The following is a 24,550-nucleotide window of genomic DNA, read 5'->3' as shown; positions in this document are numbered from 1 at the left end:
AAGATCATGCCTGAAACGACCAACCAAAGCGCGACGATCGCGCCTTGAGGCCACTCCCGCCGCAGGGGCGGGGTACCACAGCGAGTTCTGATGTCGATCGCCAATTCCATCCGTGCGCAGATCCCGCCGATCCACCCGGAGGGCTATCCCTTCATCGGCGGTTTCGCGCTGGCGAGCCTGATCCTGTTCTGGATCTGGACCCCGCTGGGCTGGATCGGGACGCTGCTCACGGTCTGGTGCGCGCTGTTCTTCCGCGATCCCGTCCGGGTGACGCCGCTGCGCGACGGCATCGTGGTGTCGCCGGCCGATGGCCGGGTCTCCATGGTGGTGCAGGCGCTGCCGCCGGCCGAGCTCGGCCTCGGCGACAAGCCGCTGCCGCGGGTCTCGGTGTTCATGAGCGTGTTCAACTGCCATGTGAATCGCAGCCCGGTGGCCGGCCGCATCGACCGCATCGCCTATCGCCCCGGCGCCTTCATCAATGCCGAGCTCGACAAGGCGAGCGAGGACAATGAGCGCAATTCGCTGGTGATCTCGAGCTCGAACGGGCGGATCGGCGTGGTCCAGATCGCGGGCCTGGTGGCGCGCCGCATCGTCTGCTTCGTCAAGGAAGGCCAGTCGATCGGGGCGGGCGAGCGTTTCGGCCTGATCCGCTTCGGCTCGCGGCTCGACGTCTACCTGCCCGAGGGCACCAAGGCGCTGGTGTCCGAAGGCCAGACCGCGGTTGCCGGCGAGACCATCCTGGCGGATTTCCGCGGCGCTGATCCGGGCCGCACCTACCGCGCCGATTAACGCTGTTTCAGCCGGTCGATCAGCCGGTTCCGGCTCCGATGGCGGAGCCGGGCGGCGCTTGCTATATTGTGGTCCATGATGCCATCAGACCCCAATTCCATCGAGTTGCGCCGCCGCCGGTTCCGTCCGATCCCGGTGCGGATGCTGGTGCCGAACATGATCACGCTGCTGGCGATCTGCGCCGGCCTGACCGCGATCCGGCTGTCGACTGAAGGGCGGATGGAGCTTGCGGTCGCGGCCATCGTGTTCGCCGCGATCCTCGACGGCATCGACGGCCGCGTCGCCCGCATGATCAAGGGCCAGTCGAAATTCGGCGCCGAGCTCGACAGCCTCGCCGACTTCGTCAATTTCGGCGTCGCGCCGGGCCTGATCCTGTATTTCTGGCAGCTGCATGAATTGAACAATGGCGGCTGGATCGCCGCGATGGTGTTCGCGATCTCCGGCGGCCTGCGGCTGGCGCGCTTCAATGCCTCGATCGACGATCCGAACAAGCCGGCCTTCGCCGCCAATTATTTCACCGGCGTGCCGGCGCCGGCCGGCGCGATCACCGTGCTGTTGCCGATCTATCTCGCCTTCCTCGGCGTGCCGATGCCGCCGGCGACCTTGACGGCGTTCTACACGCTCTTGATCGCCTTCCTGATGGTGTCACGGCTGCCGGTGTTCTCCGGCAAGACGGTGAAGATGCGGGTGCCGCCCGAGATGGTGCTGCCGGTGTTCGTGTCGGTGGTGTTCTTCGTCGCGCTGCTGATCGGCTATCCCTGGCACATCCTGTCGGCGGGTTCGGTGGCCTATTTGATCAGCCTGCCGTGGGGCTGGAAGTCCTATCGCGACCAGGAGCGCCAGCTTGCGGCGCAGACGCAGGGGGCGAGCGCGGCGTCGCCGGCCACTGCTGCTTCCTATACGGCGCCGGTCGCGGATACGGACCACGACGATCGTCCGACGCATCTGCATTGACTTCCCGACCCGTCATCCTGAGGAGCCGCGTAGCGGCGTCTCGAAGGATGCACGGCCACGATCTCGCAGCTGGGCCGTCGATCCTTCGAGACGGCGCTGCGCGCCTCCTCAGGATGACGGTCATGGAGCTGTGACGCCCAAATATCAGCCATGAGCGGGGCTCGGTTGGGTTCGCCCCTGATCTCGGTTATAGGCTGAGATGGCTCAGCGAACGCCAAAAATCAGGAGAGAAACGCCGTGACGACATCCGCTTCCGCCCCGCTGCCTGCTTCCGTCCTCGAGGCGTTGGGACGCTATGACACGCCGACGATCTGCAACGCGATGGAGATTGTCGCGCCGGAGCGCCGTCTGATCGGCTACACCGTGAAGCCGCTGGTCTGCCCGTTCCCGACGCTGCCGCCGATCGTCGGCTATGCGCGCACGGTCGCGATCCGCTCGGTGCTGAAATCCGGCCTGTCGGCCGAGGAGCAGTCGAAGCGCCGCATCGACTATTACGAATACGTCGGCACCGGCTTCGGTCCGCGCATCTCCGTGATCCAGGACATCGACGGTCCCGACGTCGGCTATGGCGCGTTCTGGGGCGAGGTGCAGAGCGCCGTGCACAAGGCGCTCGGCTGCCTCGGCGTCATCACCGACGGCTCGATCCGCGACATCCCGCAATGGGCGCCGGGCTTCCAGGCGCTGGCCGGCTCGATCGGCCCGTCGCACGCCTGGGTGCACGCCGAAAGCTTCGGCGGCGAGGTCCGTGTCGCCGGCATGACGGTGCGCTCCGACGACCTGATCCACGCCGACAGCCACGGTGCGATCGTGATCCCCTACGAGATCGCGGCCAAGCTGCCGGAGGCCGCCGAACTCTGCGGCCGCCGCGAAACCCCGATCCTCGACATCGCGCGCAGCAAGGACTTTTCGCTCGAGAAGCTGAAGGACGCGCTGAAGCGCTCGTCGGAAATCCACTGAGGCGCCGAGTCTCCACCGCGCGCTCCCGATCACCTCTCCCAAGGGAGAGGTGAACGTCCGCCACCGCCCACGCCGATCACGCCGGCGCGACCTTGGCGATCTCGTTCGCGCCGCGAACGGTCATGTCGATCGCGACATAGAGGATCACGGCGAGGCCGACATAGGCGATCCAGCGGTGGTTCTGCAGCAGCCGTGCGATGAAGGTGGCAGCGGCGCCCATCATCGCGATCGAGAGCGCGAGGCCGAATACCAGCACGATCGGCTGCTCGCGCGCCGCGCCCGCGACCGCCAGCACATTGTCGAGCGACATCGAGACGTCGGCAACGATGATCTGGGTGGTGGCCTGCCACAGCGTCTTGCGCGGCACCTCCGCGCCGCCGGTGCCATCCACGGCCGTGGTCTCGTGCGCGCTGGCACGCAGCTCGCGCCACATCTTCCAGCACACCCAGAGCAGCAGGATGCCGCCGGCGAGCAGCAGGCCGACGATTTGCATCAATTGCGTGGTGACGAGGGCGAACAGGATGCGCAGCAAGGTCGCGGCGCCAATGCCGATCAGGATCGCCTTGCCGCGTTGCTGCGCCGGCAGGCCGGCCGCGGCGAGGCCGATCACGACGGCATTGTCGCCGGCGAGCACGAGGTCGATGACGACGACTTGCAGCAGTGCGCTGAGGGCGTCGAGTGAGAACAGTTCGGACATGGATCATCCCCTTTAAGGTCGGGGAGTGGGCCGCTTCGACGAAGCCGGATCTGCCGTCATGCCGACGGCAGATCCGTCATGACGTTGTCACGTCGCCGGTCGAGGCAGGGCCACTCCAACTGAGTTCCAGTCCGACATCGCAGCTTGTGGCTGCCAGAGGGGCCCGGCCTGGGATTACGGTCGCCAAGCGCGATGCGATCATTCGTCATCGCGCTTGCGCTTTTTTTGAGCATGATCCGTTCGGAAAACCGCTTCACACTTTTCCGGATCATGCTAGCCCGGACGGATTGCTGCTTCTTCCTCGAAGAACAGCGCCGCCTGGTCCGGCTCGCCGAGGATCGCCGCGGCGCATCCCATGAAGGTGAAGGCGCCGGCAAAATCCCACAGCGTGAGTTTCGCCACGCTCGTGCGCGCGTGGATCACGCGCGCCGCGAGCGCGGCAATGGCTGCCTCTGCGAACAACGCCAGGCTGAGCGCGGGCAGCACGAGCGCGAGCTCAACCAGACGCACCGTCAGGACAATCGGCAGCGCAGTCAGCGCTGCGAAGAGCAGGAGCATGCCGAATGGTTCCAGCGAGGGAGCCTTCCGCGAGTGCCTGCCTGGAATGGTCGAGGACATTCCAAATCCCTGCCGATGCAAATCCTTCAATCGGAGTCTTGTCGTTCACCCCGAGATTATCAGAATGCATGTCCCTTGACGCGCGGCGCGGCGCCGCGCGACCGCAGGCCGCGCGACAGATTGTGCACCTCGTGGCCATCAAGGAGGGGCGTTGACGGGTCATTTCGGCGCCGTTTCGGGGCTGATGGTGCTGCGGCATGCCATGGCAAAGTCCACAACGGGGATTTATCTTTGCTGGCAGCGCTGGGCGGACGATCGAAAGGCAATTTCGATGAACATGACGGGCAAGACGGTGCTGATCACCGGTTCCACCGACGGCGTCGGCCGCTATGTGGCGATGAAGCTGGCATCTCGCGGCGCCCGGGTCCTGATCCACGGCCGCGACACCAAGCGGGCGCAGGTCCTCGCCGACGAGATCAAGCGGGTCAGTGGGCGCGAGCCGATGTTCTACCAGGCCGACCTGTCCTCGCTCGCCGAAGTCCGCGAGTTCGCCCAGCTGGTGCTCGACGACCAGCAGCGCCTCGACGTGTTCGTCAGCAACGCCGGCATCGGTTCGCAGAACGAGGGGCCGGCGCGGCAGACCAGCAAGGACGGCCACGAACTGCGTTTCGCGGTCAACTATCTCGCCGGCTTCCTGCTCGCACATCTGTTGCTGCCGCGGCTCAAGGAGAGCACCCCGGCGCGCATCGTCAATGTCGCCTCGCTCGGCCAGCATCCGATCGATTTCGCCGACGTGATGATCACGAAAAACTACAGCGGCGCACGCGCCTACGCGCAGAGCAAGCTGTCGCAGATCATGTTCACGATCGATCTTGCCGCGGAGCTGGAAGGCAGTGGGGTGACGGTCAACTCGCTGCACCCGGCCACCTACATGAACACCACGATGGTGCGCGCCTCAGGCGCGACGCCGATCTCGACCGTCGAGCAGGGCGGCGACGCCATCCTGCGTCTGGTCGAGGACGACGACGTCGCGGACAAAAGCGGATTGTTCTTCGACGGCAAGCGTGAGGCCCGCGCCCACGCGCAGGCCTATGACGCCGAGGCGCGCAGGCGGTTGCGGGAGTTGAGTTTGAAGCTGGTCGGATTGTAGGATCCCAGACCCGTCGGCCGGCCGGAGCGGATCGCATCAGATAACCGCCGACACTGGCCCGAACGCCGGGTTCCCGGCCATAGCCGATATTTACTAACGGCTTGGTCAAAAGGAACTAGAGCTCCCGCCGGACGTTGACACGGCAACCCAAGCAGAACGGACAGATCAAGCAACGCAGGGAGCCAGCGATGGACCATGTGGTGACGGATGACGCGCGCGAAAACGGGCGGCTGAGGGGGACCGTTTCGGCTGCCCGCGGGGGGATTATTTTCGTTGATGTAAACGGCCAAGTCGTGGGAATGGACAGGACCGCTCGGGAGGGACTCGACGGTGAGGTGAAGCAACTGAAATTGCCGCTTCGCGACGATGGCGCACGCGATGCCGGTTTCGTCGATTGTTTCGCGTCCGCCGAAACCGTGAGAATCCGCGGCGTGCCGACGCAGGTGTGCGTCATCCAGGAACGTGAATCCACGGAACGGCGGGCCACGGAGCGGGAGGTGATGACTGCGATCGAGTCGGTGCTGGCGGACACCTCCTCCTTCGCTCGCAGCATCATCGATCGGATCAAGACGTTGTCCTTCGCGCCCTCCGGCACCGCGGCCGAGGACCTTGATCCCCTCACCGAGCGCGAGAAGGAAGTCCTCGGATTGATCTGCCAGGGCAAGAGCGACCTCGAGATGAGCGTTGAACTCAACGTGTCGCACAACACTGTGCGCAACCACATCTCATCGCTTTACCGCAAGATCGGCGTCAACCGGCGCAGTGCCGCCATTCTCTGGGTGCGCGAGCGGGGCATCGCCCCGGCAAGCTTGCGCGGCCGCCGCCGCCGCCATCCACCTTCCGATCGGGAGTCGCTCTAGTGTCCCGAATCTGAAGTTCGCATCCTTTGCCGCACATTCGGAGCGGACTTCAGATTCGATAAGGACGCTAGCAAATTTATGATTCGAGTCTGCTTTGTGAATGCGAAGTTCGTGGAAGTGGCTGCCGCGAGATCGCACGAACTTCGCATTCAGCACACGAGATGCGTCGAACCTACTAATGGTCTGGTAGTTCTAGCTCTCTTGCGCCCAACCCCTGTTTGTTGTTCCTTCAACGAAATCATCAGGTTCACTGGGAGCCTCCGTAACTCGGATGCTGTGGCGCCGGCAGCGCTGCAGCCATTGGGCCAACGGTCAGTCGAGAAGGCAATGTCTCCGTGGCCGCGCGCTTGCTTCGATTGTATATCGCAGGAAATTCGGCCAGTTCGCGCCGCGCCCAGCAGAATCTCGACCGCTTGCGGACGTCCATCGGCGCGCATGGATGGGACGTCGAGATCATCGACGTATTGGATCGGCCGGAGCTTGCCGAAGGTGCGCGCATCATTGCGACACCGACCCTGTCCTACGAAGATGCGACTCGCACGCGACGCATCGTCGGCGATCTTGGCGACACGGTGCGGGTTCTGGAATTTCTCGGGATCGACCGGAAGGACGAGGCATGAGCGCTGAGGAAGCAGGGATCACCGGCGTGTTGGAGCGCGTCAAGACCGGGGTCGAAGCCTTCGACGAGTTGGTGATGGGAGGGTTGCCGAGAGCCCGCTCCACCGTGGTCGGCGGTACGCCAGGCAGCGGCAAGACCGTATTTGCCACCCAGTTTCTCGCTCACGGCATTACCCAGTTCGACGAGAACGGCGTATTGGTGACGTTCGAGGAGCCGCCCGCCGACATCCAGGCCAATATGAGCGGTTTTGGCTGGGATCTGGCAAAATGGAAGAGGGAGGGCCGGCTCGCCTTCGTCGATGCGAGCCCGCCGCCGAACGATGAGCTTGTGATCGGCGAGTTCGATCTTGCGGGGTTGTTGTCGCGTATTCAGCACGCGGCGAAGAGCGTCAATGCCCAGCGGGTAGTCCTGGATTCACTCACTCAGTTGTTCGATCACTTCATCGGCGACCCCAAGATATTGCGCCGCGAGCTGTTTCACATCAGTACGGCGCTGAAGAAGGCGGGGCTGACCGTATTGATGACGGCGGAGCGAAACAGCGAATATGGCGAGATCACCCGCCATCGCCTTGAGGAGTTCGTTGCCGATAACGTTGTCATTCTGCGCAACGTGCTCTATCGGGAAAAGCGCCGCCGCACGATCGAGGTTCTGAAGATGCGCGGCAGCCATCACGTCGAAGGCGAAGCGCCGTTCACGCTACTGGGCGGACGCGGGGTGGTGGCGATCCCGCTCTCGTCGCTACGGCTGGAGCAGCATTCGAGCACGGTGCGGGTGACGAGCGGCAATGCCGATATCGACGAGATGTGCGGCGGCGGCTTCTTCCGCGACAGCGTGACGCTGGTCAGCGGGGCGACGGGCACAGGCAAGACGCTGCTGGTCACCAACTTTCTCTCCGGCGGGGTCAAGGCCGGAGAAAGAGTCCTCATGTTCGGTTACGAGGAAAGTCGCGGGCAGCTGTTCCGCAACGCCAGCGGCTGGGGCGCCGATTTCGCAGGCATGGAAGCCGACGGTAAGCTGAAGGTCGTCAGTCTGTACCCTGAGGCCCAGGGCTTGCCCGATCACCTGCTCACGATCCAGGGGATGGTCGATGAGTTCAAGCCGAACCGGATCGCGGTCGACAGCTTGTCCGCGCTGGAGCGCATTGCCCCTGAAACCGGCTTTCGCGAGTTCCTGATCAGCTTGACGTCTTTCATCAAGAAGCGGGAGATCGCGGGTCTCTGCACCGCGACAAGCAAGTCGCTGATCGGTGGCGAGAGCGCCAGCGAACAGCACATTTCGACGATGACCGACTCGATCATTCTGCTGCGGTACATCCAGGAGCAGGAAGTCATGCACCGGGGCTTGATGGTGCTGAAGATGCGCGGCAGCGAGCACGCCAAGGAGATCAGACGCTTTTCCATCGACGGTTCGGGCATGCATCTGGGCGGACCGTTCAAGGAGGCGCCGAACGTATTCAAAGCGTGATATCCACCGCGAACGGTAGTTGGAATACGCATGACGGATACTCGGATTGGCTCAAAGGTCGCGCAGTCGGACATCCAATTCCTCATCGAGAAGAACGCCGACGGTATCATCGTCGTCGATGAAGCCGGGTTTGTGCTGTTCGCCAATCCGGCGGCGGAACGCCTGTTCGGGCAGCCGTCATTGGCGCTGATCGGATCGCCGATCGGCTTGCCGATCGTGGCGGGCGAGATGAGCGAGATTGCAATCCATCAGCCCGGGGGCGGGCTGGTAGATGCCGAAATCCGCACCGTAGAAACCAGCTGGGAGGGCCGGCCGGCGCGCCTCGCGAGCGTGCGCGACGTGTCGGAGCGCCGGGCGTTGGAAGACCGCATGCGTCATGCCGCCAAGATGGAGGCCGTCGGGCGGCTCACCGCCGGCATCGCGCACGACTTCAACAATTTGCTAGCCGTGGTTCTGGGCAATCTGGAAGGCGCGAGGCGCCGCATTGGCAGCGAAGAGGGCGCACTCGTAACCATGCTCGACAACGCCACGCGCGGCGCCCGGCAAGCGGTCGTCCTGACCAGTAAATTACTCGCTTTCGCAAGGCGCAAGCCTCTCGAATACCGTCGCGTGGATCTTTCCGAATTGATCGCCGGCATGTCGCACTTGCTGCAACGTACCCTGGGCGAGGGCATTTCGATACGGACGGACATACCGCCTCAGCTATGGGCGGTCGAGGTCGATCCAACCGAACTGGAGTCGGCGATTCTCAACCTCGCCGTCAACGCGCGTGACGCAATGCCGGATGGCGGCGAACTCGCGATCATGGCGGAGAATATCGATCTCGCGCGTGATGAGTCGGAGGATGGCGACGGCGAGGCCGGACCTTACGTCAAGATCTCGGTCGCCGACACTGGCATGGGGATGACGCCTGAGATCCAGAACCGCGTGTTCGAACCTTTTTTTACCACAAAGACCGATGGAAGGGGCACCGGCCTCGGCCTTAGTCAGGTTTATGGCTTCGTCAAACAGAGCGGCGGGCATCTCAGGCTTGAAAGCGAGCTCCACGTCGGGACCAGGATCGACATCTATCTTCCCAAGGCCGCGATGCTTTCAGATCAGGCAGTCTCTCGCGCCGAGGCCAGCTCGGAATTCAGGGCCATCCCGCGGGCCCGCGGTGGGGAGACGATCCTTGCGGTCGAAGACGACGAGGATGTCCGCGCTACCACCGCGGGCAGCCTTCGTGAACTCGGGTACAGGGTGCTCGAGGCGGCAGACGCGAGTGCTGCGTTGAGTTTGCTGAGAAGTGATGCGCAAATCGAGCTGTTGTTCACCGACCTTGGCCTGCCCGGCCAAATCAATGGCAAGGCATTAGCGGATCAGGCGCGGGCGCAGTATCCCGGCTTGAGGGTGCTGATCACGACGGCCTATGCCGGTGATGTCCTCATTCGTGAAGGACGGCTCGATCCGGACATCGAGTTGCTCAGCAAGCCGTTTTCATTCGCCGAGCTCGCAACGCGAATCCGTGGCCTGCTCGACGGCGGGCCTCCGCAGCCCGGCCGCATCCTGTTGGTCGAGGACGAGTTTCTCTTGCAGCTTCTCGTCACGGATATGCTTGCGGAATCCGGGCTCGCAGTAGATGGCGCTGCGAGTTTCAAGGAGGCCGCCGCCAAGGCGCGCTCGGGCATCGAGGGGCTGATCGGCGCGGTCGTTGATCTTGGCCTGCCGGACAGGCCGGGGGATGAACTCGTTGCGGAGCTTCGCAGCCTGTATACCGACCTGCCGGTCGTGCTCGCGACCGGCCATGTGGACGAGGATGTGCGGCAACGCTTCTCCGCTATGCAAGGCGTCCAATTGCTGGCGAAGCCATTCTCTGCCGAAGATCTGACGACGGCCCTTGGAAAAGCGGGCGTGAGACTTTGGCGCGCGAGCCTGAGCCGATGAGGGCCGGTCGGACCGGAATGGCAATCGAGAATCGTCGGGATGCGTTGTCGGAGACAACGATTGCGCCTCGATCGGCTCGATGCGTCGTTGCTTCGCCGATAGATCCGGAATCTCTCGATTCCGGATTCGGTTCCGTGGGCCGCCCCGGAATGACGGAGCAATACATAAGCCGTACGCCTCAGCTCACCCGCCGCTCGCGGTTCTCCCAATACGGCCTGCGCAGCTCGCGCTTCAGGATCTTGCCGGCGCCGGAGAGCGGCAGCGGGGTCGCGGTGATGTCGACGCTGCGCGGGCATTTGTAGCCGGCGATCAGCGTCTTGCAGTGCTCCATCAGCTCTTCCGGCGTGGCGTCGGCGCCGCTCTTCATCACCACCACGGCGTGGACCTGCTCGCCCCAGCGCTCGCTCGGGATGCCGATCACGGCGCATTGCGCCACCGCCGGGTGCTGGGCCAGCGCGTTCTCGACCTCGGCCGAATAGACGTTCTCGCCGCCGGAGATGATCATGTCCTTGACGCGGTCGACGACGTAGACGAAGCCGTCCGCATCCATGTAGCCGCCGTCTCCGGTGTGCATCCAGCCGTCGATCACGGCGCGCGCGGTCTCCTCCGGCCGCTCCCAATAGCCCATCATCACCATGTCGCCGCGCACCGCGATTTCGCCGACGGTGCCTGTTGGCACCACCTTGTCCTCCGCATCGACGATCCTCACCTCGGCGCCGAGCGTCGCGCGGCCGGCGCCGCGATGCCGGCCCTTGGCGCGGCCGTCGCCGATATGCTCCTTCCAGTGCAGCAGCGTCGCGATCGGCGACAGTTCGGTCATGCCGTAGGCTTGCGTGAACTCGACATGCGGCAGCGCCTTCATCGCCCGCATCAGCACGGCGTCGCTGATGACCGAGGCGCCGTAAGCGATCCGCTTCAGCGACGACAGGTCGTAACTGCCGAGCGTCGGGTGATCGACGAACATCTGGATCATGGTCGGCACCAGCAGCACGTCGGTGACGTGCTCCTTCTGCACGGCGGCCGCGACGCCGTCCGGCGTAAAGCCCTGGATCACGACGTTGGAGCCGCCGGACAGCAGCACCGAATACATCGCCGCGCCATTGGCGAGGTGGAACATCGGCGCCGCGTGCAGGTAGATCGTGCTCGCCGGCCACAGGCCTTCGCCGAGCGCGTTGAGCGCATTGGCCATCAGATTGCCATGGCTTAGCATCACGCCCTTGGAGCGGCCGGTGGTGCCGCCGGTGTAGAAGATGCCGGCGAGATCGTCGCGGGTGCGCATCGCATCCGCCATCGGTTCGCTCTGCGCGATCAGCGTCTCGTAATTCTCCATGCCGGCGGGCGTCTCGCCTTCGTCGGCGCAGATGAGCTTGAGGCCAGGGATGGCGCCTGCCAGCGTCGCGCCGACCGCCGCGAACGCCTTGTCGACGAACAGGATCGTCGCGCGGCAGTCGCGCAGCGCATCCTCGTTCTCGATCGGAGACCAGCGGATGTTGAGCGGCACGATCACGGCGCCGGCCCAGCCGACCGCGAGGTAGAGTTCGAGATAGCGATCGGAGTTCAGCGACAGGATCGCGACGCGGTCGCCATTGTCGGCGCCAAGCGAGCGGATGGCGGCGGCGAGGCGGGCGACGCGGTCGCCGACCTCGCGCCAGTTGCGCCGCCGCTCACCGCAGACGATTGCGAGCCCGTTTGGATTGACCTGCAGCGCCCGCCGCAGTCCGTGCGTGATGTTCACTCGTCTCCTCCCTTGATGCGTTTCCCTTGCGAGGCGGTTTGCCCGCCTTCTGTGCAGCCGGAACGGCTGCCTTGCGCGTTGTTGTCTCGCGCGTTGATGTCACTTGTGTTGTTGTTTTGGCGATGCCCTCGGTGAGGCGGATCGCGAATTCCTCGGCGACGGCACGGCCGATCAGCTCACCGCCGGGCTGGAACCAGTGTCCGATCCAGTTCAGCGAGCCTGCGATCGCGAACGCCGCGAGCTTCGGGTCGCAGGGTTTCACCGAACCGTCCTTGACGCCGGCGGCAATATAGTCGCGGAAGGCGCGGTCGATCCGCCGCTTGGCGGTCTGCACGATCTTGCGGTTGTGCTCGCTGAGATCGCGGATGTCGAAGCGGACCAAGCTCTTGCCGTAGTCCTCGGTCATCAGCTCGGCATAGCGGACGATCAGCTTGCGCAGCTTGTCGAGCCCCGAGCCGCCGCCGGCCGAGGTCTCGGCGATGCAATCGTCGACCAGCTCGTTGCCGATCGACCAGCACTCGTAGAGGATCTCGTCCTTGCCGCGGAAGTAATTGTAGAGTGCCGGCTTGGTGATGTTGAGCCGCCTGGCGACCTCGTTCAGCGTGGCGCCGTGATAGCCCTGTTCGAGGAACAGGGCGACGGCCGTGCGCAACACCGCCTCGCGCTTCTCGTCGCGGGCGCGGCGCCGGCTCTCGAACGGCAGCCAGGGGGACTCGTTGCTGGAAGAGGGGGAGCTGGCGTCCATCGCGTCGGTTGTTGTCGCATTGACTCCGGAAGATGGCCCGTATATTACCCATGGGTAATAAATAGTCCAGTGGGTAATTTCCGGGAGGGCACGCGATGACGTCACGCAGCTATGTTGCCGGGGTCGGCATGATCCCGTTCGTCAAGCCCGGCGCCAACGCGCCGTATCATGTGATGGGCGCAGAGGCCGCCAGGCTCGCGCTCGCCGATGCCGGGCTCGATTACGGCAAGGTGCAGCAGGCCTATGTCGGCTATGTCTATGGCGATTCCACCTGCGGCCAGCGCGCGCTCTATGGCGTCGGCATGACCGGCATCCCGATCGTCAACGTCAACAACAATTGCTCGACCGGCTCGACCGCGCTGTTCCTGGCGCGGCAGGCGATCGAGTCGGGCGCGGCCGATTGCGTGATGGCGCTCGGCTTCGAGCAGATGAAGCCCGGCGCGCTCGGCGCCGTGTTCACCGACCGCCCCAGCGCGTTCGACGATTTCGATGCCGCGGCCGACAGGCTGGTCGACGCGCCTGGCGTGCCGCTGGCGCTGCGCTATTTCGGCGGCGCCGGCCTGAGCCACATGAAGAAATACGGCACGCCGCTGAATGCTTTTGCCAAGGTGCGCGCCAAGGCGAGCCGCCACGCCAAGAACAATCCGCTGGCGCTGTTCCGGAAGGAAGTCACCGCCGACGACGTGATGAACGACCAGGTGATCTGGCCCGGCGTGATGACGCGGCTGATGGCGTGCCCGCCGACCTGCGGCGGCGCCGCCGCGATCCTGGTCTCGGAGAAGTTCGCCGACCAGCACGGCCTCAACAAGCAGGTCCGGATCGCGGCGCAGGCGATGACGACCGATACGCCGTCGACTTTCGGTGCGTCAGACATGATGCAGGTGGTCGGCTACGACATGGCGCGCGATGCCGCGGGCAAGGTCTATGAGGCGGCGGGCATCGGGCCAAAAGATCTCGACGTCGTCGAGCTGCACGACTGCTTCGCCCATAACGAGCTGATCACCTATGAGGGACTCGGCCTGTGCGGGCAGGGTGAGGCCGCGAAATTCATCGACGACGGCGACAACACCTACGGAGGGAGGATCGTCACCAATCCGTCCGGCGGGCTGTTGTCGAAGGGCCATCCGCTCGGCGCCACCGGCCTTGCGCAATGCTACGAGCTGACCCGGCAGCTGCGCGGCACCGCCGCGGCAACGCAGGTCGAGGGCGCGCGGCTCGGCTTGCAGCACAATCTCGGCCTCGGCGGCGCCTGCGTCGTGACGCTCTACGAACGCGCCTGAGGCCGTCATGGTCGATCAATCCGCCGTCGGGCGCGAATTTTCGCCGGTGACCGCGCGCGTCGAGCCGGGACGCCTGCGCTTCTTCCTCGACACGCTCGGCGAGACCAACCCGGCCTATCGCGATGGCGAGGCGACACCGGTGCCGCCGACCTATCTGTTCTGCCTCGAGATGATGGACGCGCCCGATCCGTTCGAATTCCTGACCGCGCTCGGCATCGATCTCGCCCGCGTGCTGCATGGCGAGCAGCGCTTCGACTATCACGCGCCCGTGGTGGTCGGCGACACCCTGACGTTCCACCCGCGTGTCACTGGGGTGACCGAGAAGAAGGGCGGGGCGATGACGCTGATCGTGGTCGATACGCCGGTCACCAACCAGAACGGCGTCCATGTCGCCGATGTCTCGCGCACCATCGTGGTGCGCAATGCGAAGCCGTCATGACCAGCGTTCCGTCGGTCGGCGACCGCATCGTCCACAAGGAATTTCCGCCGATCACCCGGCATCGCCTGGCGCTGTATTGCGGCGCTTCCGGCGACCACAATCCGATCCATGTCGACATCGACTTCGCGAAGGCGGCCGGTTTCCCCGACGTGTTCGCGCACGGCATGCTGGTGATGGGCTATCTCGGCCAGGCGCTGACGGATGCGGTGGCGCCGTCGCGCATCCGCTCGTTCGCGACCCGCTTTGCCGCGATCACCCAGCTCGGCGCCAGGCTGACCTGCGAGGGCACCGTGACCGAGCTGATCGAGCAGGGCGGCGAGAAGCGCGCCAAGCTCGCGCTGACGACGAAAGACCAGAACGGCGAGATCAAGCTCGCCGGCGAAGCGATCATCGCGCTCTAGGGAGAGATCATGTCGAAACTGCAAGGCAAAGTCGCGCTCGTCTCAGGCTCGGGCCGCGGCATCGGGCGGGCGATCGCGCTGAAGCTTGCAAGCGAAGGCGCGCGCGTCGTGGTCAACGACCTCGATGCCGAGCCGGGCAATGCCGTCGTCGCCGAGATCAAGGCCATCGGCGGCGAGGCGATCGCGGTCAATGGCAGCGTGACGGAAGCGGGCTTTGCCGATCGTTTCGTGGGCCGCGCGATCGAGCAGTTCGGCGGTCTCGATATCATCGTCAACAATGCCGGCTACACCTGGGACTCGACGATCCAGAAGATGTCGGACGAGCAGTTCCAGGCGATGCTCGATGTGCATCTGGTCGCCCCGTTCCGCGTCCTGCGCGCGGCATCGGAGCCGATCCGGGTGATGGCGAAGAAGGAGGCCGAGGCCGGGCGCGAGGTGTTCCGCAAGGTGGTCAACATCTCCTCGATCGCAGGGCTCTACGGCAATGCCGGGCAGGCCAGCTATTCCTCGGCCAAGGCGTCGCTGATCGGACTGACCCGCACGATGTGCAAGGAATGGGGCCGCTACAAGGTCAACGTCAATTGTGTGGCGTTCGGCCTGATCAACACCCGCCTGACCCAACCGATCGAGAGCCAGCAGAAGACCATCGATGTCGCCGGCCGCGACATCAAGGTCGGCGTCCAGCCGCAGATGCTGGAGGCGATGGGCCGCATGATCCCGCTCGGCCGCGGCGGCACGCCGGAGGAGGCCGCGGACGCGGTCTATCTGTTCTGTGCTCCGGAATCGAATTACATCAGTGGCCAGGTGATCGTCGCCGGCGGCGGTCTGCTAGTTTAGCACGAGGACAGTATGCATTACCGATCGTCCTGGATGACCGAGGAGCTCGACACCTTCCGTGACCAGTTCCGCAAATTCCTCGCCAAGGACCTGGCGCCGCACGCCGAGAAATGGCGCGCGCAGAAGCTGGTCGACCGTTCCGCCTGGCGCGCGCTCGGCGAGATGGGCGCCTTGCTGCCGAGCGTGCCCGAGGCCTATGGCGGCCTGGGGGCGACCTTCGCCTATGACGCTGCCGTGCTCGACGACCTCGAGAGCACGGTGCCGGAGCTGACCACCGGCGTCTCCGTGCACAGCGCGATCGTGGCGCATTACATCGTCAACTACGGCTCGGAGGAGCAGAAAAGGCGCTGGCTGCCGAAGATGGCCTCGGGCGAGATGGTCGGCGCTATCGCGATGACCGAGCCCGGCACCGGCTCCGATCTGCAGGCGGTCAAGACCACGGCGAAGAAGCAGGGCAATTCCTACGTCATCAACGGCCAGAAGACCTTCATCACCAACGGCCAGGCCGCCGACCTCGTGATCGTCGTGGCGCGCACCGGCGCGCCTGGCGCCAAGGGCATCTCGCTGATCGTGGTCGAGACCGCCGGCGCCGAGGGCTATCGGCGCGGCCGCAACCTCGACAAGATCGGCCTGCATGCCTCCGACACCTCGGAGCTGTTCTTCGACAATGTCGCGGTGCCGCCGGAAAACCTGCTTGGCAATGAGGAGGGCAACGGCTTCGTGCAGCTGATGCAGCAATTGCCGCAGGAGCGGCTGTCGCTCGCGATCGGCGCGGTCGCCTCGATGGAGCGCGCGGTGAAGATCACCGCGGACTACACCAAACAGCGCACCGCGTTCGGCAAGCCGCTGATCGAATTCCAGAACACCGCATTCACGCTGGCCGAGCGCAAGACCGAGGCGATGATCGCCCGCGTCTTCGTCGACTGGTGCGTCGAACGGCTGGTTGCAGGCGACCTCGACACCGTGACGGCGTCGATGGCCAAATGGTGGTGCTCGCAGAAGCAGGTCGAGACCGCCGACGAATGCCTGCAGCTGCACGGCGGCTACGGCTATATGCAGGAATACCCGATCTCGCGGATGTTCATCGATTCCCGCATCCAGAAGATCTATGGCGGCACCAACGAGATCATGAAGGTCTTGATCGCGCGCTCGCTGTAGGGTTGAATGTTGCTCCCGCACCATGCCGGGACGATTTCATCATTGCTGGGGGCCGTTGTTGGATACGCCTGCGACCGGTGCCGAGGCTACGGAGGCCCCAATCACCTTGCGGCCTCCATACACCCGCGGTGCTTTCGTAGCGGCCGTCATCTGGTCTCTGCGCGTCGTCTTGTCGGTTAATCTGTGGTGTTTCTTCTTGTGGCTCGCGGGTGCATCCGGGCCGGGCGGAACGCCTTCCTTCGCGGCCATCGTCGGCAGCGTCGGAGGCGCATCGCTGCTGATGTGGCTGCTGGTCATGCCAAGAAGGCGCCGCGCACGAAATGAATGCAGCATCATCTTCCTGCGTGGCTTCAGGCAGGAAGCCCGCGCGGACGTTCCCAATCGCGTGTTGCCGTGCATCGGCTGCTACGGCCGGATCATGCGGCTGCGCAACGTCGTCAAGACAGGAACGCAGGATCAGATCGCGGGATTGAACGGCGAGTCCATGACGGACACAAGGGAGCAGCCCTACGTTCGCGATGACTGGAAGCCGGTTCTGCTCGCGCTGCTCCAGCAGGCCGATCTTGCTGTGATCGACTTCTCCGTCTCGAGCGAAAGCCTGTTTTGGGAGATCGAGCAGTGCTTGCGGCGGCTGCCTGCCCAGCGCATCGTGCTGATCACGGAGCTGAGCGAGTACGCGAAGGAGAACCATTCAGAGCTTTGTGGCAGATTCCCGGACCTGCTGTACGCGCCAGCACCGATCCCGGTCTATCCTTCCCGATTTCTCATCCCTTTGCGGTTCTGGAGGTGGTGGTTCTTCGAGTATGAGCGACGGGTCGATCATTGCATGAAGGCAATTGCGGCGCAGTCGTTGCAGACGGCGTTGCTTGCCAGTGATTGGCATGGACCTTCAGGCCAAGCGAAAAGTACGGTGGCATCCTGAGATGTCTGGAAGACGATGAGATTGCTTCTCGATATCGTCATCGCGTTGCTGGTGTTGCCGGTCTTTCTGGTTGCCGCGCTGCTGGTGGCGGTCGTGTTCGGGCTTGTGGGCGGCGGCGCGAGCGCTTTCGTCTCCGCCTGGCCCGTTATCGAATACTATCATGACCGGTTCCTCCTGTCGGTCATTCCGTCATCCTGGACCGCGGGCCTTATTCGTCGCGCCGAGGCCTGCGTGGATTTCTATTCTGATCAGAATCGGCGGCGTTAGGGCATGACCCGCCGTCTCCGGCAGCCGGATCGGATCGGCATTGTCGGCGAGGCCGGCCTTGGCGAACAGGTCGCGGCCCGGAATCTCGAGCCACAATCTCGAGATTTTCAGGTACACAAGAGTGCACCATAGTTCGATGCTTTCGCATCGCCCCGGAATTTCCGGGAGAATAGGCCTGTCCCATCCCGGCCGCATGGCTCAATGCGGCCGCCGCATTGCGCGGCGACTTCGGCCTTGCGCCATATTTCCGACTATCCTACCCCCGTGGGACCAAATTCCGCGCGAGCCGCGAGCGCGCGCCAATGCCGCAGGGAGCCCACATGACCAAAAGCAACGCCCGCACCGGAGGCCAGATCCTGATCGACCAGCTGGTCGCGCAAGGGGTGGAGCGCGTCACCTGCGTGCCGGGCGAGAGCTATCTGGCGGCGCTCGACGCCCTGCATGACAGCCCGATCGACGTCGTGATCTGCCGCGCCGAGGGCGGGGCGGCGATGATGGCGGAGGCCTATGGCAAGCTCACCGGGCGTGCCGGCATCTGCTTCGTCACCCGTGGTCCGGGTTCGACCAACGCCGCCCATGGCGTGCACATCGCGATGCAGGATTCCACGCCGATGATCCTGTTCGTCGGCCAGGTCGACAGCGGCATGCGCGAGCGCGAGGCGTTCCAGGAACTCGACTACAAGGCGGTGTTCGGCACCATGGCGAAATGGGCGGTCGAGATCGATCGCCCGGATCGCATTCCGGAGCTGGTTGCGCGCGCGTTCCGTGTCGCGTTGCAGGGCCGTCCCGGTCCTGTCGTGATCTCGTTGCCCGAGAACATGCTGACCGAAACCGCGGCGGTCGCCGACGCGCCGAAGGTCGAGCCGGCGGCGAGCTGGCCGGCGCCGGCCGATCTCGAGCGTCTCGGCACCATGCTGGCATCCGCCAAGGCACCGCTGGTGGTGCTCGGCGGCTCGGCCTGGACCGCCGACGCCACCAAGGGCATCGCGCGCTTTGCCGAACGGTTCGACTTGCCGGTCGCGACCTCGTTCCGCCGCGCCTCGCTGTTCGATGCCGACCATTCGCATTATGCCGGCGATCTCGGCATCGGCCCGAGCCCGAAGCTCAGGGATCGCTTCACCGGCGCCGATGTGATCCTGCTGATCGGCGGCCGCATGTCGGAGATGCCGTCCTCCTCCTATACGCTGCTCGACATTCCCTCGCCGAGCCAGCAGCTCATTCACGTCCATCCCGGCTCCGAAGAGCTTGGCCGCGTCTACCAGCCGGCGCTGGCGATCCAGGCGACGCCTGCCGCCTTCGCGGCTGCGGTCGAGACCATGAAGCCCGCGGCCGCGCCGGCCTGGACGGGCGAGGCGGCCAAGGCGCACGCCGATTATCTTGCCTGGACCGACAAGCCGCGCGAGCTGCCCGGCAGCTTCCAATATGGCGAGGTCGTGACCTGGCTGCGCGACCGGCTGCCGAAGGATGCGATCGTCTGCAACGGCGCCGGCAATTACGCCGGCTGGATCCACCGCCATCATCGCTTCCATTCATTCGCCGCGCAGCTGGCGCCGACCTCGGGCTCGATGGGCTACGGCGTGCCGGCGGCCGTGATGGCCAAGCGGCATCATCCGGATCGCGTCGTCGTCGCATTCGCCGGCGACGGCTGCTTCCTGATGAACGGGCAGGAGTTCGCCACCGCCGTGCAGTATGACGCGCCGCTGATCGTCGTGGTCATCGACAACGCGCAATACGGCACCATCCGCATGCATCAGGAGCGCGATTATCCCGGCCGCGTCGTCGGCACCCAGCTCAGGAACCCGGACTTCGCGCTTTACGCCAAGGCGTTCGGCGGTCATGGCGAGCGGGTCGAGCGCACCGAGGACTTTGCGCCCGCCTTCGAGCGCGCGCTGGCCTCCGGCAAGCCGGCGATCCTGCACTGCCTGGTCGATCAGCGCGCGCTGTCGGTCGGCAAGGACTTTGTGCCCGAGGCATGATCCGGAAAAGTGCGAAGCGGTTTTCCCCGCGACAAACGCAATGCGTTTGCCCGAAGATCATGCCCAATCAAAAGGCGAAGCGCTGATGACCGGAACGGGGCGTCACGTCGCGATCATCGGCGCCGGCGCGGTCGGCGTGATCTCGGCCATCGAGGCGCTGCGCGCCGGTCATCGCGTCACGCTGATCGATCCCGGCGAGCCCGGCGGCACGCAGGCCGCGAGCTATGGCAATGCCGGCTGGCTGTCGTCGCATTCGGTGATCCCGCCGGCGGAGCCCGGCACCTGGAAGAAGGTGCCGGGCTATCTGATGGATCCGCTCGGGCCGCTCGCGATCCGCTGGTCGTATGTGCCGAAGGCGCTGCCGTGGCTGATCAGGTATCTGCTGTCGAGCTGGACCGAGGCGCAGGTCGAGGCCACCGCGCGGGCGATGCGCGATCTCTTGAAGGATGCGCCGCTGCTGCACCGGCAGCTCGCCGAAGAAGCCGGCGTACCCGAGCTGATCGAGCGGCGCGGGGTGATGCATGTGTTTCCCTCGCGCGCGCCGTTCGACCGCGATCTCGGCTGGCGCATCCGCAAGCGCGTCGGGATCGAATGGCTCGAGCTCGATGAGGATGAGATGCGCCAGCGCGAGCCCGATCTGCATCCGCGCTACAAATTCGGCGTCGTGGTCGAGGAGGCCGGCCGCTGCCGCGATCCCGGCGCTTACGTCGCAGCACTCGCCGCGCACGCCGTCGCAAGCGGCGCCGAGCGCGTCGCCGCCAAGGCGACCGGCCTCAAGCTTGCCGGCGACAGGCTCGTCGCCGTGGTCACCGAGCGTGGTGAGATCGCCTGCGACGCGGCGGTCGTCGCCGCCGGCGCGCGCTCGAAACAGCTGACCGCATCGATCGGCGATCCGCTGCCGCTCGAGACCGAGCGCGGCTATCACGTCATGATCGAGCACCCGGAGTCCGGCCCGCGCAATTCGATGATGGCCTCGGATGCCAAGATGGTCGTCAACTGGACCGACAAGGGCCTGCGCGCCGCCGGCACCGTCGAGATCGCTGGCCTCGACGCCGCGCCGAACTGGAAGCGCGCCGAGATCCTGCGCGAGCATCTGTTCAGCATGTTCCCGAAACTGCCCCGGGACATTCCACCGTCGCGGATCAAGACCTGGTTCGGCCATCGCCCGAGCATGCCCGACGGGCGGCCCTGCATCGGCCACAGCAGCGCCTCGCGCGACGTGGTCTATGCCTTCGGCCACGGCCATGTCGGGCTGGTCGGGTCGGCCCGCACCGGCCGGCTGGTCGCGCAATTGCTCAGCGGCACGGCGCCGGAGATTCCGCTCGCCCCGTTTTCGCCGGCGCGCTTCCTGTAAGGGGACGTGGATCTCAGCTGTCGCCGGCCCAGGCCGTGATCGCGGCCGGCGCGATCACGCGTCTTGGCATATGCGGATTGATCGTGCCGGCGCTGACGTCCCGCGTCTGATCGAGCAGGGTGCGCGCGAACGCCTTGGCATCCTGCTCTGTCGTGAAGGTGCGGGTTTGGCGCGCGAAGCGGTGATGTCCGGCGTCAGGGTCGTTTCGCACGGCGAACGAGACGTACCAGATGGCCTTGTCCGTCTTCATCGCGCGGCCCTGCTGGCGGTGGTCGGCGCCCGCCACCGGGACGTCGTGGCCGATATTCGATATGCAAAAAGTGCCAAGATGAAGATTCCTGAAATACAGCAGACGACGGCTAATTGGCCCCCCTGTGGACAAGGAATGCTACAGGATCGGCACACATACCGATACTGGCGGCATATTACCTCTCAACCGCTGGGTGAATGACAATGCCCTATTGCGAATTTGGTTCCTGCGGTCGGACGTGGTGGCTTTCCGGTGGTTAAATCGATCTTCCAGCGGCGCGCGAGATGATCTTGGGAAGCGTGCTGTCGCGGAAACGGACGCGACCTAGACAGCATCGCCTTGCTTGCCGGCCGCGGCAGCGGCAATGGCCTTCTCGACCTCTGCGGCGAGTGCGGTGAGATGGTCGGCCAATCTGGTGAACAGCTCGCGCTTTCGGATGTCGGTGGCCAGGTCGCGGATCAGTGCGCACTCCGCCGCGTCGCGGCGAAGCTTCTCAAGGTGCTTCAACATATCCTGCATGGTGCGGCCCAGTACGCTCTCGTCAGTGAACGGTAGGCGGCGGGAACTTGCGGGACAATAACCTGTGATAATTTCGGCTCCGCGCGTCGGGCTGGCCGCCCGCCCGACAAACACTCGGCGGTGCATCGGTCGGACAGGCTGAAGCACGATCCGAAAAAGTGCGAAGCGGGTCCCCTCGCGACAAACGCGGAACGCGTTTGCGCGGAGATCATGTTCAAACAAAGAGCCAAAGCGATGACGATTCAACCAAATCTCATCGCGCTCTAGCGGCGGTCGAGGATTTCCCGCACGCGCAACGCAAGCTTGGCTTGCGAGACCGGTTTCTCCAGGAGCTCGACGCCCTGGTCCAGCCGGCCATGATGTATCACGGCGTTCTGCGAGTAGCCCGTCATGTAGAGAATCTTGAGTCCATGCCGCATCTCGGCAGCTCGCTTTCCAAGCTCGCGGCCGTTCATGCCCGGCATCACAATGTCGGTGAGCAGGAGATCGATATGCGGCTGCTCCTGGAGCAGGATGGTCAATGCGGACTGCGCGCTCCCAGCCATCAGCACGCGATAATTCAATTCTCGCAGCAACTCGCTGATATAGGTGCGGAGATCCTCGTCATCTTCGACGACCAGGATGGTTTCGATCTTGCTCGACTCGGCTACGGCGACCGGTTCGTCAATCTCTTCCTGCTCGAGGGCCGGCCCACGGTGGCGAGGGAAATACAGCTTGACGTTGGTGCCGTAGCCGAGCTCGCTGTAGATCTTGATATGGCCGCCCGACTGCTTCACGAAGCCGTAGACTTGGCTGAGCCCGAGGCCGGTGCCGTGTCCGACTTCCTTGGTCGTGAAAAACGGTTCGAAAGCATGGCTCAACGTGTCGTGGCTCATCCCGACACCCGTGTCGGTGATGCTGATGACCACATACTGCCCGGGACTGAGTTCGGGATTTCGTAAGGAGTATGCGTGATCGGCCGACACGTTCGAGGCCTCGATCGTCAGTTTGCCGCCTTCGGGCATCGCGTCGCGTGCATTGATCGCGAGGTTCAGGATGGCTGCTTCCAATTGGTTTGGATCGGCTTCAATCTGCCAGAGCCCGGCGCTGCCGACGGTCTGAACGTCGACGCGTTCGCCAAGCGTTCGTTGCAGAAATTCCTGCGAGCTGTTGAGGAAGTTGTTCAGCTCGATCGGTTTCGGTGACAGGGCCTGTCGGCGCGAGAAGGCGAGCAGGCGGCTGGTCAGGCTCGCTGCGCGCTGTGCGCCGCGTTTCGCATGAGACAGGGCGCGTTGGAAATTGGGATTGCCGGCAAGCTGCCGGCCATGTCGCTCCATCGTTTCGAGGTTGCCGATCACGATCATCAGCAGGTTGTTGAAATCGTGCGCGACGCCTCCGCTGAGTTGTCCGACCGCCTCGAGCTTTTGCGAGGCAAGCAGTTGATCCTGAACCTTGGCGAGCTCCTCCTGTGCGTTGCGGCGCTCGCTGATGTCGCGGGTCACCTTGGCGAAGCCGACCACGGCACCGCTCTCGTCCATGATCCTGTCGATAACCACCGACGCCCAGAACTTGGTGCCGTCCTTGCGGACACGCCATCCTTCGGCTTCGAACCGGCCGCTTTGCCTTGCTTGCTCGAGCGCGCGGTCGGGCACGCGGTTTGCGCGGTCCTCTTCCGTGTAGAATCGCGAGAAGTGCTGGCCGATGATCTCGTCCGGCGCGTAGCCCTTGATCCGCTCTGCGCCGGGGTTCCAGGTGACGACGACGCCCGAGGCATCGAGCTGAAAAATGGCATAGTCCACGACGGCCTCGATCAGCCGGCGATAGCGCCGTTCGCTGTCGAGCAGCGCCTTGGTGGCTTCGGTCCGCTCGGTGACATCGCGCGTAACCTTGGCGAAACCGATCAGCGACCCCTTGCGATCTCTCACCGCATCGATCACGACGGTCGCCCAGAAACGGCTTCCGTCCTTGCGGACCCGCCAGCCTTCCGAGCTGAAACGTCCCTGTTCGGCGGCGACCGCCAGTGCCTTTTGCGGCAGTCCGGCGGCCTGATCCTCGGGAGTATAGAAGGTCGAAAGCGGTCGCCCGATGATTTCGTCGGCGCTATATCCCTTCAGCCGGGCGGCGCCGGAATTCCAGCTTGCGATCGTGCCGTCTGGCTCGACCAGATAGACCGCATAATCGGTGATCGCGTCGATCAGCAATTGAAGCCGTTGGCTGTCCGACACGTCGGCTGTATTGGGATTCATTCGAAGATAGCGGCCCGCCGCCGACCCCTCGTGCAAATTGATCAAGATGCACCGGTTAACGTCAACATTTTGAACTCGTTCCCCGCCGCCACGGCAACGAAAATATAGGAACCAAGTGGATGTCACCGCACTGCAGGCGCATGGAATTGCGGATGGCGGCAGCGATATCGATCCGCGATCGATCCGTTCGGCTTTTCAGAAATTAACTTGACACCAGACCCAACTCAGATGTTTAATGCGTCCGTCTCGCCCGACACGAGGGGCGCTTCGCGGTCGTCACGAACGCGGGTCGAGATGCGGTGGACGCCGATTGTGCAGTCGACGAATGCGCATGAAGCGGACGGTGAAATCGTGCAGGCCTGACGCCCTAGCGGTAGGTGTCTCTTCCGATTGCGCAGTGCGCGTTGTGAAGACGGTGACAACAAAGCCAAGTCTCGCCGGGGAGAGCACGTATAAGCCGTAACCCATCGC

Annotated in this window: 24 protein-coding genes; 17 read left to right on the top strand and 7 right to left on the bottom strand. The window is 64.5% G+C overall.

All coding sequences use genetic code 11. The features are described from left to right. Window positions 1-90 precede the first annotated feature (90 nt). The 3 genes from ACVINW_RS34630 to ACVINW_RS34620 all read left to right on the top strand — a co-directional run bounded on the left by ACVINW_RS34630 (window position 91) and on the right by ACVINW_RS34620 (window position 2,700). A complete protein-coding gene (locus ACVINW_RS34630) occupies window positions 91-789 on the top strand; it encodes a phosphatidylserine decarboxylase (protein WP_021081990.1) in 699 nt (232 codons plus the stop codon). 78 nt (window positions 790-867) lie between these two features. Beyond that, the gene (gene pssA, locus ACVINW_RS34625; protein ID WP_456755421.1) at window positions 868-1,743 is read left to right on the top strand and encodes a CDP-diacylglycerol--serine O-phosphatidyltransferase; all 876 of its coding nucleotides are present in this window, start codon (window positions 868-870) and stop codon (window positions 1,741-1,743) included. Window positions 1,744-1,980: 237 nt separating this feature from the next. Continuing rightward, window positions 1,981-2,700, top strand: a complete 720-nt coding sequence (locus ACVINW_RS34620; RefSeq protein WP_212022559.1) for an RraA family protein — start codon at window positions 1,981-1,983, stop codon at window positions 2,698-2,700. 76 nt (window positions 2,701-2,776) lie between these two features. Here ACVINW_RS34620 and ACVINW_RS34615 read toward each other — a convergent pair whose 3' ends face one another. Both ACVINW_RS34615 and ACVINW_RS34610 read right to left on the bottom strand, forming a co-directional pair. After that, entirely contained in the window at window positions 2,777-3,397 is a 621-nt protein-coding gene (locus ACVINW_RS34615; protein WP_456755420.1) for a TerC family protein, read from the bottom strand. Window positions 3,398-3,670: 273 nt separating this feature from the next. Continuing rightward, window positions 3,671-3,955, bottom strand: coding sequence for a hypothetical protein (locus ACVINW_RS34610; protein ID WP_456755419.1), 285 nt, complete (start codon window positions 3,953-3,955; stop codon window positions 3,671-3,673). A gap of 331 nt (window positions 3,956-4,286) precedes the next feature. On the opposite strand from ACVINW_RS34610, the gene ACVINW_RS34605 reads away from it, so the two are divergent. The 5 genes from ACVINW_RS34605 (at window position 4,287) to ACVINW_RS34585 (ending at window position 9,971) form a co-directional block, all read left to right on the top strand. Further along, window positions 4,287-5,105, top strand: a complete 819-nt coding sequence (locus ACVINW_RS34605; RefSeq protein WP_456755418.1) for an SDR family NAD(P)-dependent oxidoreductase — start codon at window positions 4,287-4,289, stop codon at window positions 5,103-5,105. A 188-nt stretch (window positions 5,106-5,293) separates the two neighbouring features. Beyond that, on the top strand, window positions 5,294-5,965 hold the full coding sequence (locus tag ACVINW_RS34600) for a response regulator transcription factor (RefSeq protein ID WP_456755417.1): 672 nt from the start codon (window positions 5,294-5,296) through the stop codon (window positions 5,963-5,965). A 335-nt stretch (window positions 5,966-6,300) separates the two neighbouring features. Further along, on the top strand, window positions 6,301-6,585 hold the full coding sequence (locus tag ACVINW_RS34595) for a circadian clock KaiB family protein (protein ID WP_456755416.1): 285 nt from the start codon (window positions 6,301-6,303) through the stop codon (window positions 6,583-6,585). Beyond that, a complete protein-coding gene (kaiC, locus tag ACVINW_RS34590; RefSeq protein WP_456755415.1) occupies window positions 6,582-8,048 on the top strand; it encodes a circadian clock protein KaiC in 1,467 nt (488 codons plus the stop codon). Before ACVINW_RS34595 ends, kaiC begins: the two co-directional genes overlap by 4 nt. Before the next feature lie 30 nt (window positions 8,049-8,078). After that, the gene (locus ACVINW_RS34585) at window positions 8,079-9,971 is read left to right on the top strand and encodes a response regulator (protein WP_456755414.1); all 1,893 of its coding nucleotides are present in this window, start codon (window positions 8,079-8,081) and stop codon (window positions 9,969-9,971) included. 178 nt (window positions 9,972-10,149) lie between these two features. On the opposite strand, the gene ACVINW_RS34580 is transcribed toward ACVINW_RS34585, so the two are convergent. Together ACVINW_RS34580 and ACVINW_RS34575 are read right to left on the bottom strand one after the other, a co-directional pair. Continuing rightward, complete coding sequence (locus ACVINW_RS34580; RefSeq protein WP_456755413.1) at window positions 10,150-11,706, bottom strand: acyl-CoA synthetase; 1,557 nt, start codon at window positions 11,704-11,706, stop codon at window positions 10,150-10,152. Continuing rightward, on the bottom strand, window positions 11,636-12,556 hold the full coding sequence (locus tag ACVINW_RS34575; RefSeq protein WP_456755412.1) for a TetR/AcrR family transcriptional regulator: 921 nt from the start codon (window positions 12,554-12,556) through the stop codon (window positions 11,636-11,638). Before ACVINW_RS34575 ends, ACVINW_RS34580 begins: the two co-directional genes overlap by 71 nt. Between ACVINW_RS34575 and ACVINW_RS34570 the strand changes: the two genes are divergently transcribed. From ACVINW_RS34570 to ACVINW_RS34530, 9 genes are all read left to right on the top strand, one after another. After that, window positions 12,547-13,731 carry a lipid-transfer protein gene (locus ACVINW_RS34570; RefSeq protein WP_456755411.1) on the top strand — a complete coding sequence of 395 codons (1,185 nt, stop codon included), beginning with the start codon at window positions 12,547-12,549 and terminating at the stop codon, window positions 13,729-13,731. The genes ACVINW_RS34575 and ACVINW_RS34570 overlap by 10 nt on opposite strands. A 7-nt stretch (window positions 13,732-13,738) precedes the next feature. After that, entirely contained in the window at window positions 13,739-14,170 is a 432-nt protein-coding gene (locus ACVINW_RS34565) for a MaoC family dehydratase N-terminal domain-containing protein (RefSeq protein ID WP_456755410.1), read from the top strand. Beyond that, a complete protein-coding gene (locus ACVINW_RS34560) occupies window positions 14,167-14,571 on the top strand; it encodes a MaoC family dehydratase (protein WP_456755409.1) in 405 nt (134 codons plus the stop codon). Before ACVINW_RS34565 ends, ACVINW_RS34560 begins: the two co-directional genes overlap by 4 nt. A 9-nt stretch (window positions 14,572-14,580) precedes the next feature. Then, entirely contained in the window at window positions 14,581-15,408 is an 828-nt protein-coding gene (locus ACVINW_RS34555) for an SDR family NAD(P)-dependent oxidoreductase (RefSeq protein WP_456755408.1), read from the top strand. 12 nt (window positions 15,409-15,420) lie between these two features. Further along, window positions 15,421-16,566 carry an acyl-CoA dehydrogenase family protein gene (locus ACVINW_RS34550; protein WP_456755407.1) on the top strand — a complete coding sequence of 382 codons (1,146 nt, stop codon included), beginning with the start codon at window positions 15,421-15,423 and terminating at the stop codon, window positions 16,564-16,566. Between the two features lie 58 nt (window positions 16,567-16,624). Continuing rightward, on the top strand, window positions 16,625-17,488 hold the full coding sequence (locus ACVINW_RS34545) for a hypothetical protein (protein WP_456755406.1): 864 nt from the start codon (window positions 16,625-16,627) through the stop codon (window positions 17,486-17,488). Window positions 17,489-17,503: 15 nt separating this feature from the next. Continuing rightward, entirely contained in the window at window positions 17,504-17,755 is a 252-nt protein-coding gene (locus ACVINW_RS34540) for a hypothetical protein (RefSeq protein WP_456755405.1), read from the top strand. Between the two features lie 320 nt (window positions 17,756-18,075). Then, window positions 18,076-19,731 carry a thiamine pyrophosphate-binding protein gene (locus ACVINW_RS34535; RefSeq protein WP_456755404.1) on the top strand — a complete coding sequence of 552 codons (1,656 nt, stop codon included), beginning with the start codon at window positions 18,076-18,078 and terminating at the stop codon, window positions 19,729-19,731. Window positions 19,732-19,816: 85 nt separating this feature from the next. After that, entirely contained in the window at window positions 19,817-21,085 is a 1,269-nt protein-coding gene (locus ACVINW_RS34530) for an NAD(P)/FAD-dependent oxidoreductase (protein WP_456755403.1), read from the top strand. Window positions 21,086-21,098: 13 nt separating this feature from the next. Here the strand turns inward: ACVINW_RS34530 and ACVINW_RS34525 are convergent, their stop codons facing one another. The 3 genes from ACVINW_RS34525 to ACVINW_RS34515 form a co-directional block, all read right to left on the bottom strand. Beyond that, complete coding sequence (locus ACVINW_RS34525; RefSeq protein ID WP_456755402.1) at window positions 21,099-21,371, bottom strand: hypothetical protein; 273 nt, start codon at window positions 21,369-21,371, stop codon at window positions 21,099-21,101. Between the two features lie 288 nt (window positions 21,372-21,659). Next, a complete protein-coding gene (locus ACVINW_RS34520; RefSeq protein WP_456756568.1) occupies window positions 21,660-21,854 on the bottom strand; it encodes a hypothetical protein in 195 nt (64 codons plus the stop codon). A gap of 263 nt (window positions 21,855-22,117) precedes the next feature. Then, the gene (locus ACVINW_RS34515; protein ID WP_456756567.1) at window positions 22,118-24,079 is read right to left on the bottom strand and encodes a PAS domain S-box protein; all 1,962 of its coding nucleotides are present in this window, start codon (window positions 24,077-24,079) and stop codon (window positions 22,118-22,120) included. Window positions 24,080-24,550 lie beyond the last annotated feature (471 nt).

The organism is Bradyrhizobium sp. USDA 4461 (assembly GCF_054055655.1).
Note: the sequence above shows the minus strand (reverse complement) of the source record. Positions and strands in the feature narration are given on the sequence as shown.

What these genes read in the sequence shown, in the direction of transcription:
- ACVINW_RS34610 (WP_456755419.1), bottom strand. Translation starts at nt 3,955, where the DNA reads ATGCTCCTGCTCTTCGCAGCGCTGACTGCGCTGCCGATTGTCCTGACG.
- ACVINW_RS34570 (WP_456755411.1), top strand. Translation starts at nt 12,547, where the DNA reads ATGACGTCACGCAGCTATGTTGCCGGGGTCGGCATGATCCCGTTCGTC.
- ACVINW_RS34560 (WP_456755409.1), top strand. Translation starts at nt 14,167, where the DNA reads ATGACCAGCGTTCCGTCGGTCGGCGACCGCATCGTCCACAAGGAATTT.
- kaiC (WP_456755415.1), top strand. Translation starts at nt 6,582, where the DNA reads ATGAGCGCTGAGGAAGCAGGGATCACCGGCGTGTTGGAGCGCGTCAAG.
- ACVINW_RS34535 (WP_456755404.1), top strand. Translation starts at nt 18,076, where the DNA reads ATGACCAAAAGCAACGCCCGCACCGGAGGCCAGATCCTGATCGACCAG.
- ACVINW_RS34605 (WP_456755418.1), top strand. Translation starts at nt 4,287, where the DNA reads ATGAACATGACGGGCAAGACGGTGCTGATCACCGGTTCCACCGACGGC.
- ACVINW_RS34630 (WP_021081990.1), top strand. Translation starts at nt 91, where the DNA reads ATGTCGATCGCCAATTCCATCCGTGCGCAGATCCCGCCGATCCACCCG.
- ACVINW_RS34585 (WP_456755414.1), top strand. Translation starts at nt 8,079, where the DNA reads ATGACGGATACTCGGATTGGCTCAAAGGTCGCGCAGTCGGACATCCAA.
- pssA (WP_456755421.1), top strand. Translation starts at nt 868, where the DNA reads ATGCCATCAGACCCCAATTCCATCGAGTTGCGCCGCCGCCGGTTCCGT.
- ACVINW_RS34530 (WP_456755403.1), top strand. Translation starts at nt 19,817, where the DNA reads ATGACCGGAACGGGGCGTCACGTCGCGATCATCGGCGCCGGCGCGGTC.
- ACVINW_RS34520 (WP_456756568.1), bottom strand. Translation starts at nt 21,854, where the DNA reads ATGCAGGATATGTTGAAGCACCTTGAGAAGCTTCGCCGCGACGCGGCG.
- ACVINW_RS34615 (WP_456755420.1), bottom strand. Translation starts at nt 3,397, where the DNA reads ATGTCCGAACTGTTCTCACTCGACGCCCTCAGCGCACTGCTGCAAGTC.
- ACVINW_RS34555 (WP_456755408.1), top strand. Translation starts at nt 14,581, where the DNA reads ATGTCGAAACTGCAAGGCAAAGTCGCGCTCGTCTCAGGCTCGGGCCGC.
- ACVINW_RS34600 (WP_456755417.1), top strand. Translation starts at nt 5,294, where the DNA reads ATGGACCATGTGGTGACGGATGACGCGCGCGAAAACGGGCGGCTGAGG.
- ACVINW_RS34540 (WP_456755405.1), top strand. Translation starts at nt 17,504, where the DNA reads ATGAGATTGCTTCTCGATATCGTCATCGCGTTGCTGGTGTTGCCGGTC.
- ACVINW_RS34550 (WP_456755407.1), top strand. Translation starts at nt 15,421, where the DNA reads ATGCATTACCGATCGTCCTGGATGACCGAGGAGCTCGACACCTTCCGT.
- ACVINW_RS34565 (WP_456755410.1), top strand. Translation starts at nt 13,739, where the DNA reads ATGGTCGATCAATCCGCCGTCGGGCGCGAATTTTCGCCGGTGACCGCG.
- ACVINW_RS34515 (WP_456756567.1), bottom strand. Translation starts at nt 24,079, where the DNA reads ATGAATCCCAATACAGCCGACGTGTCGGACAGCCAACGGCTTCAATTG.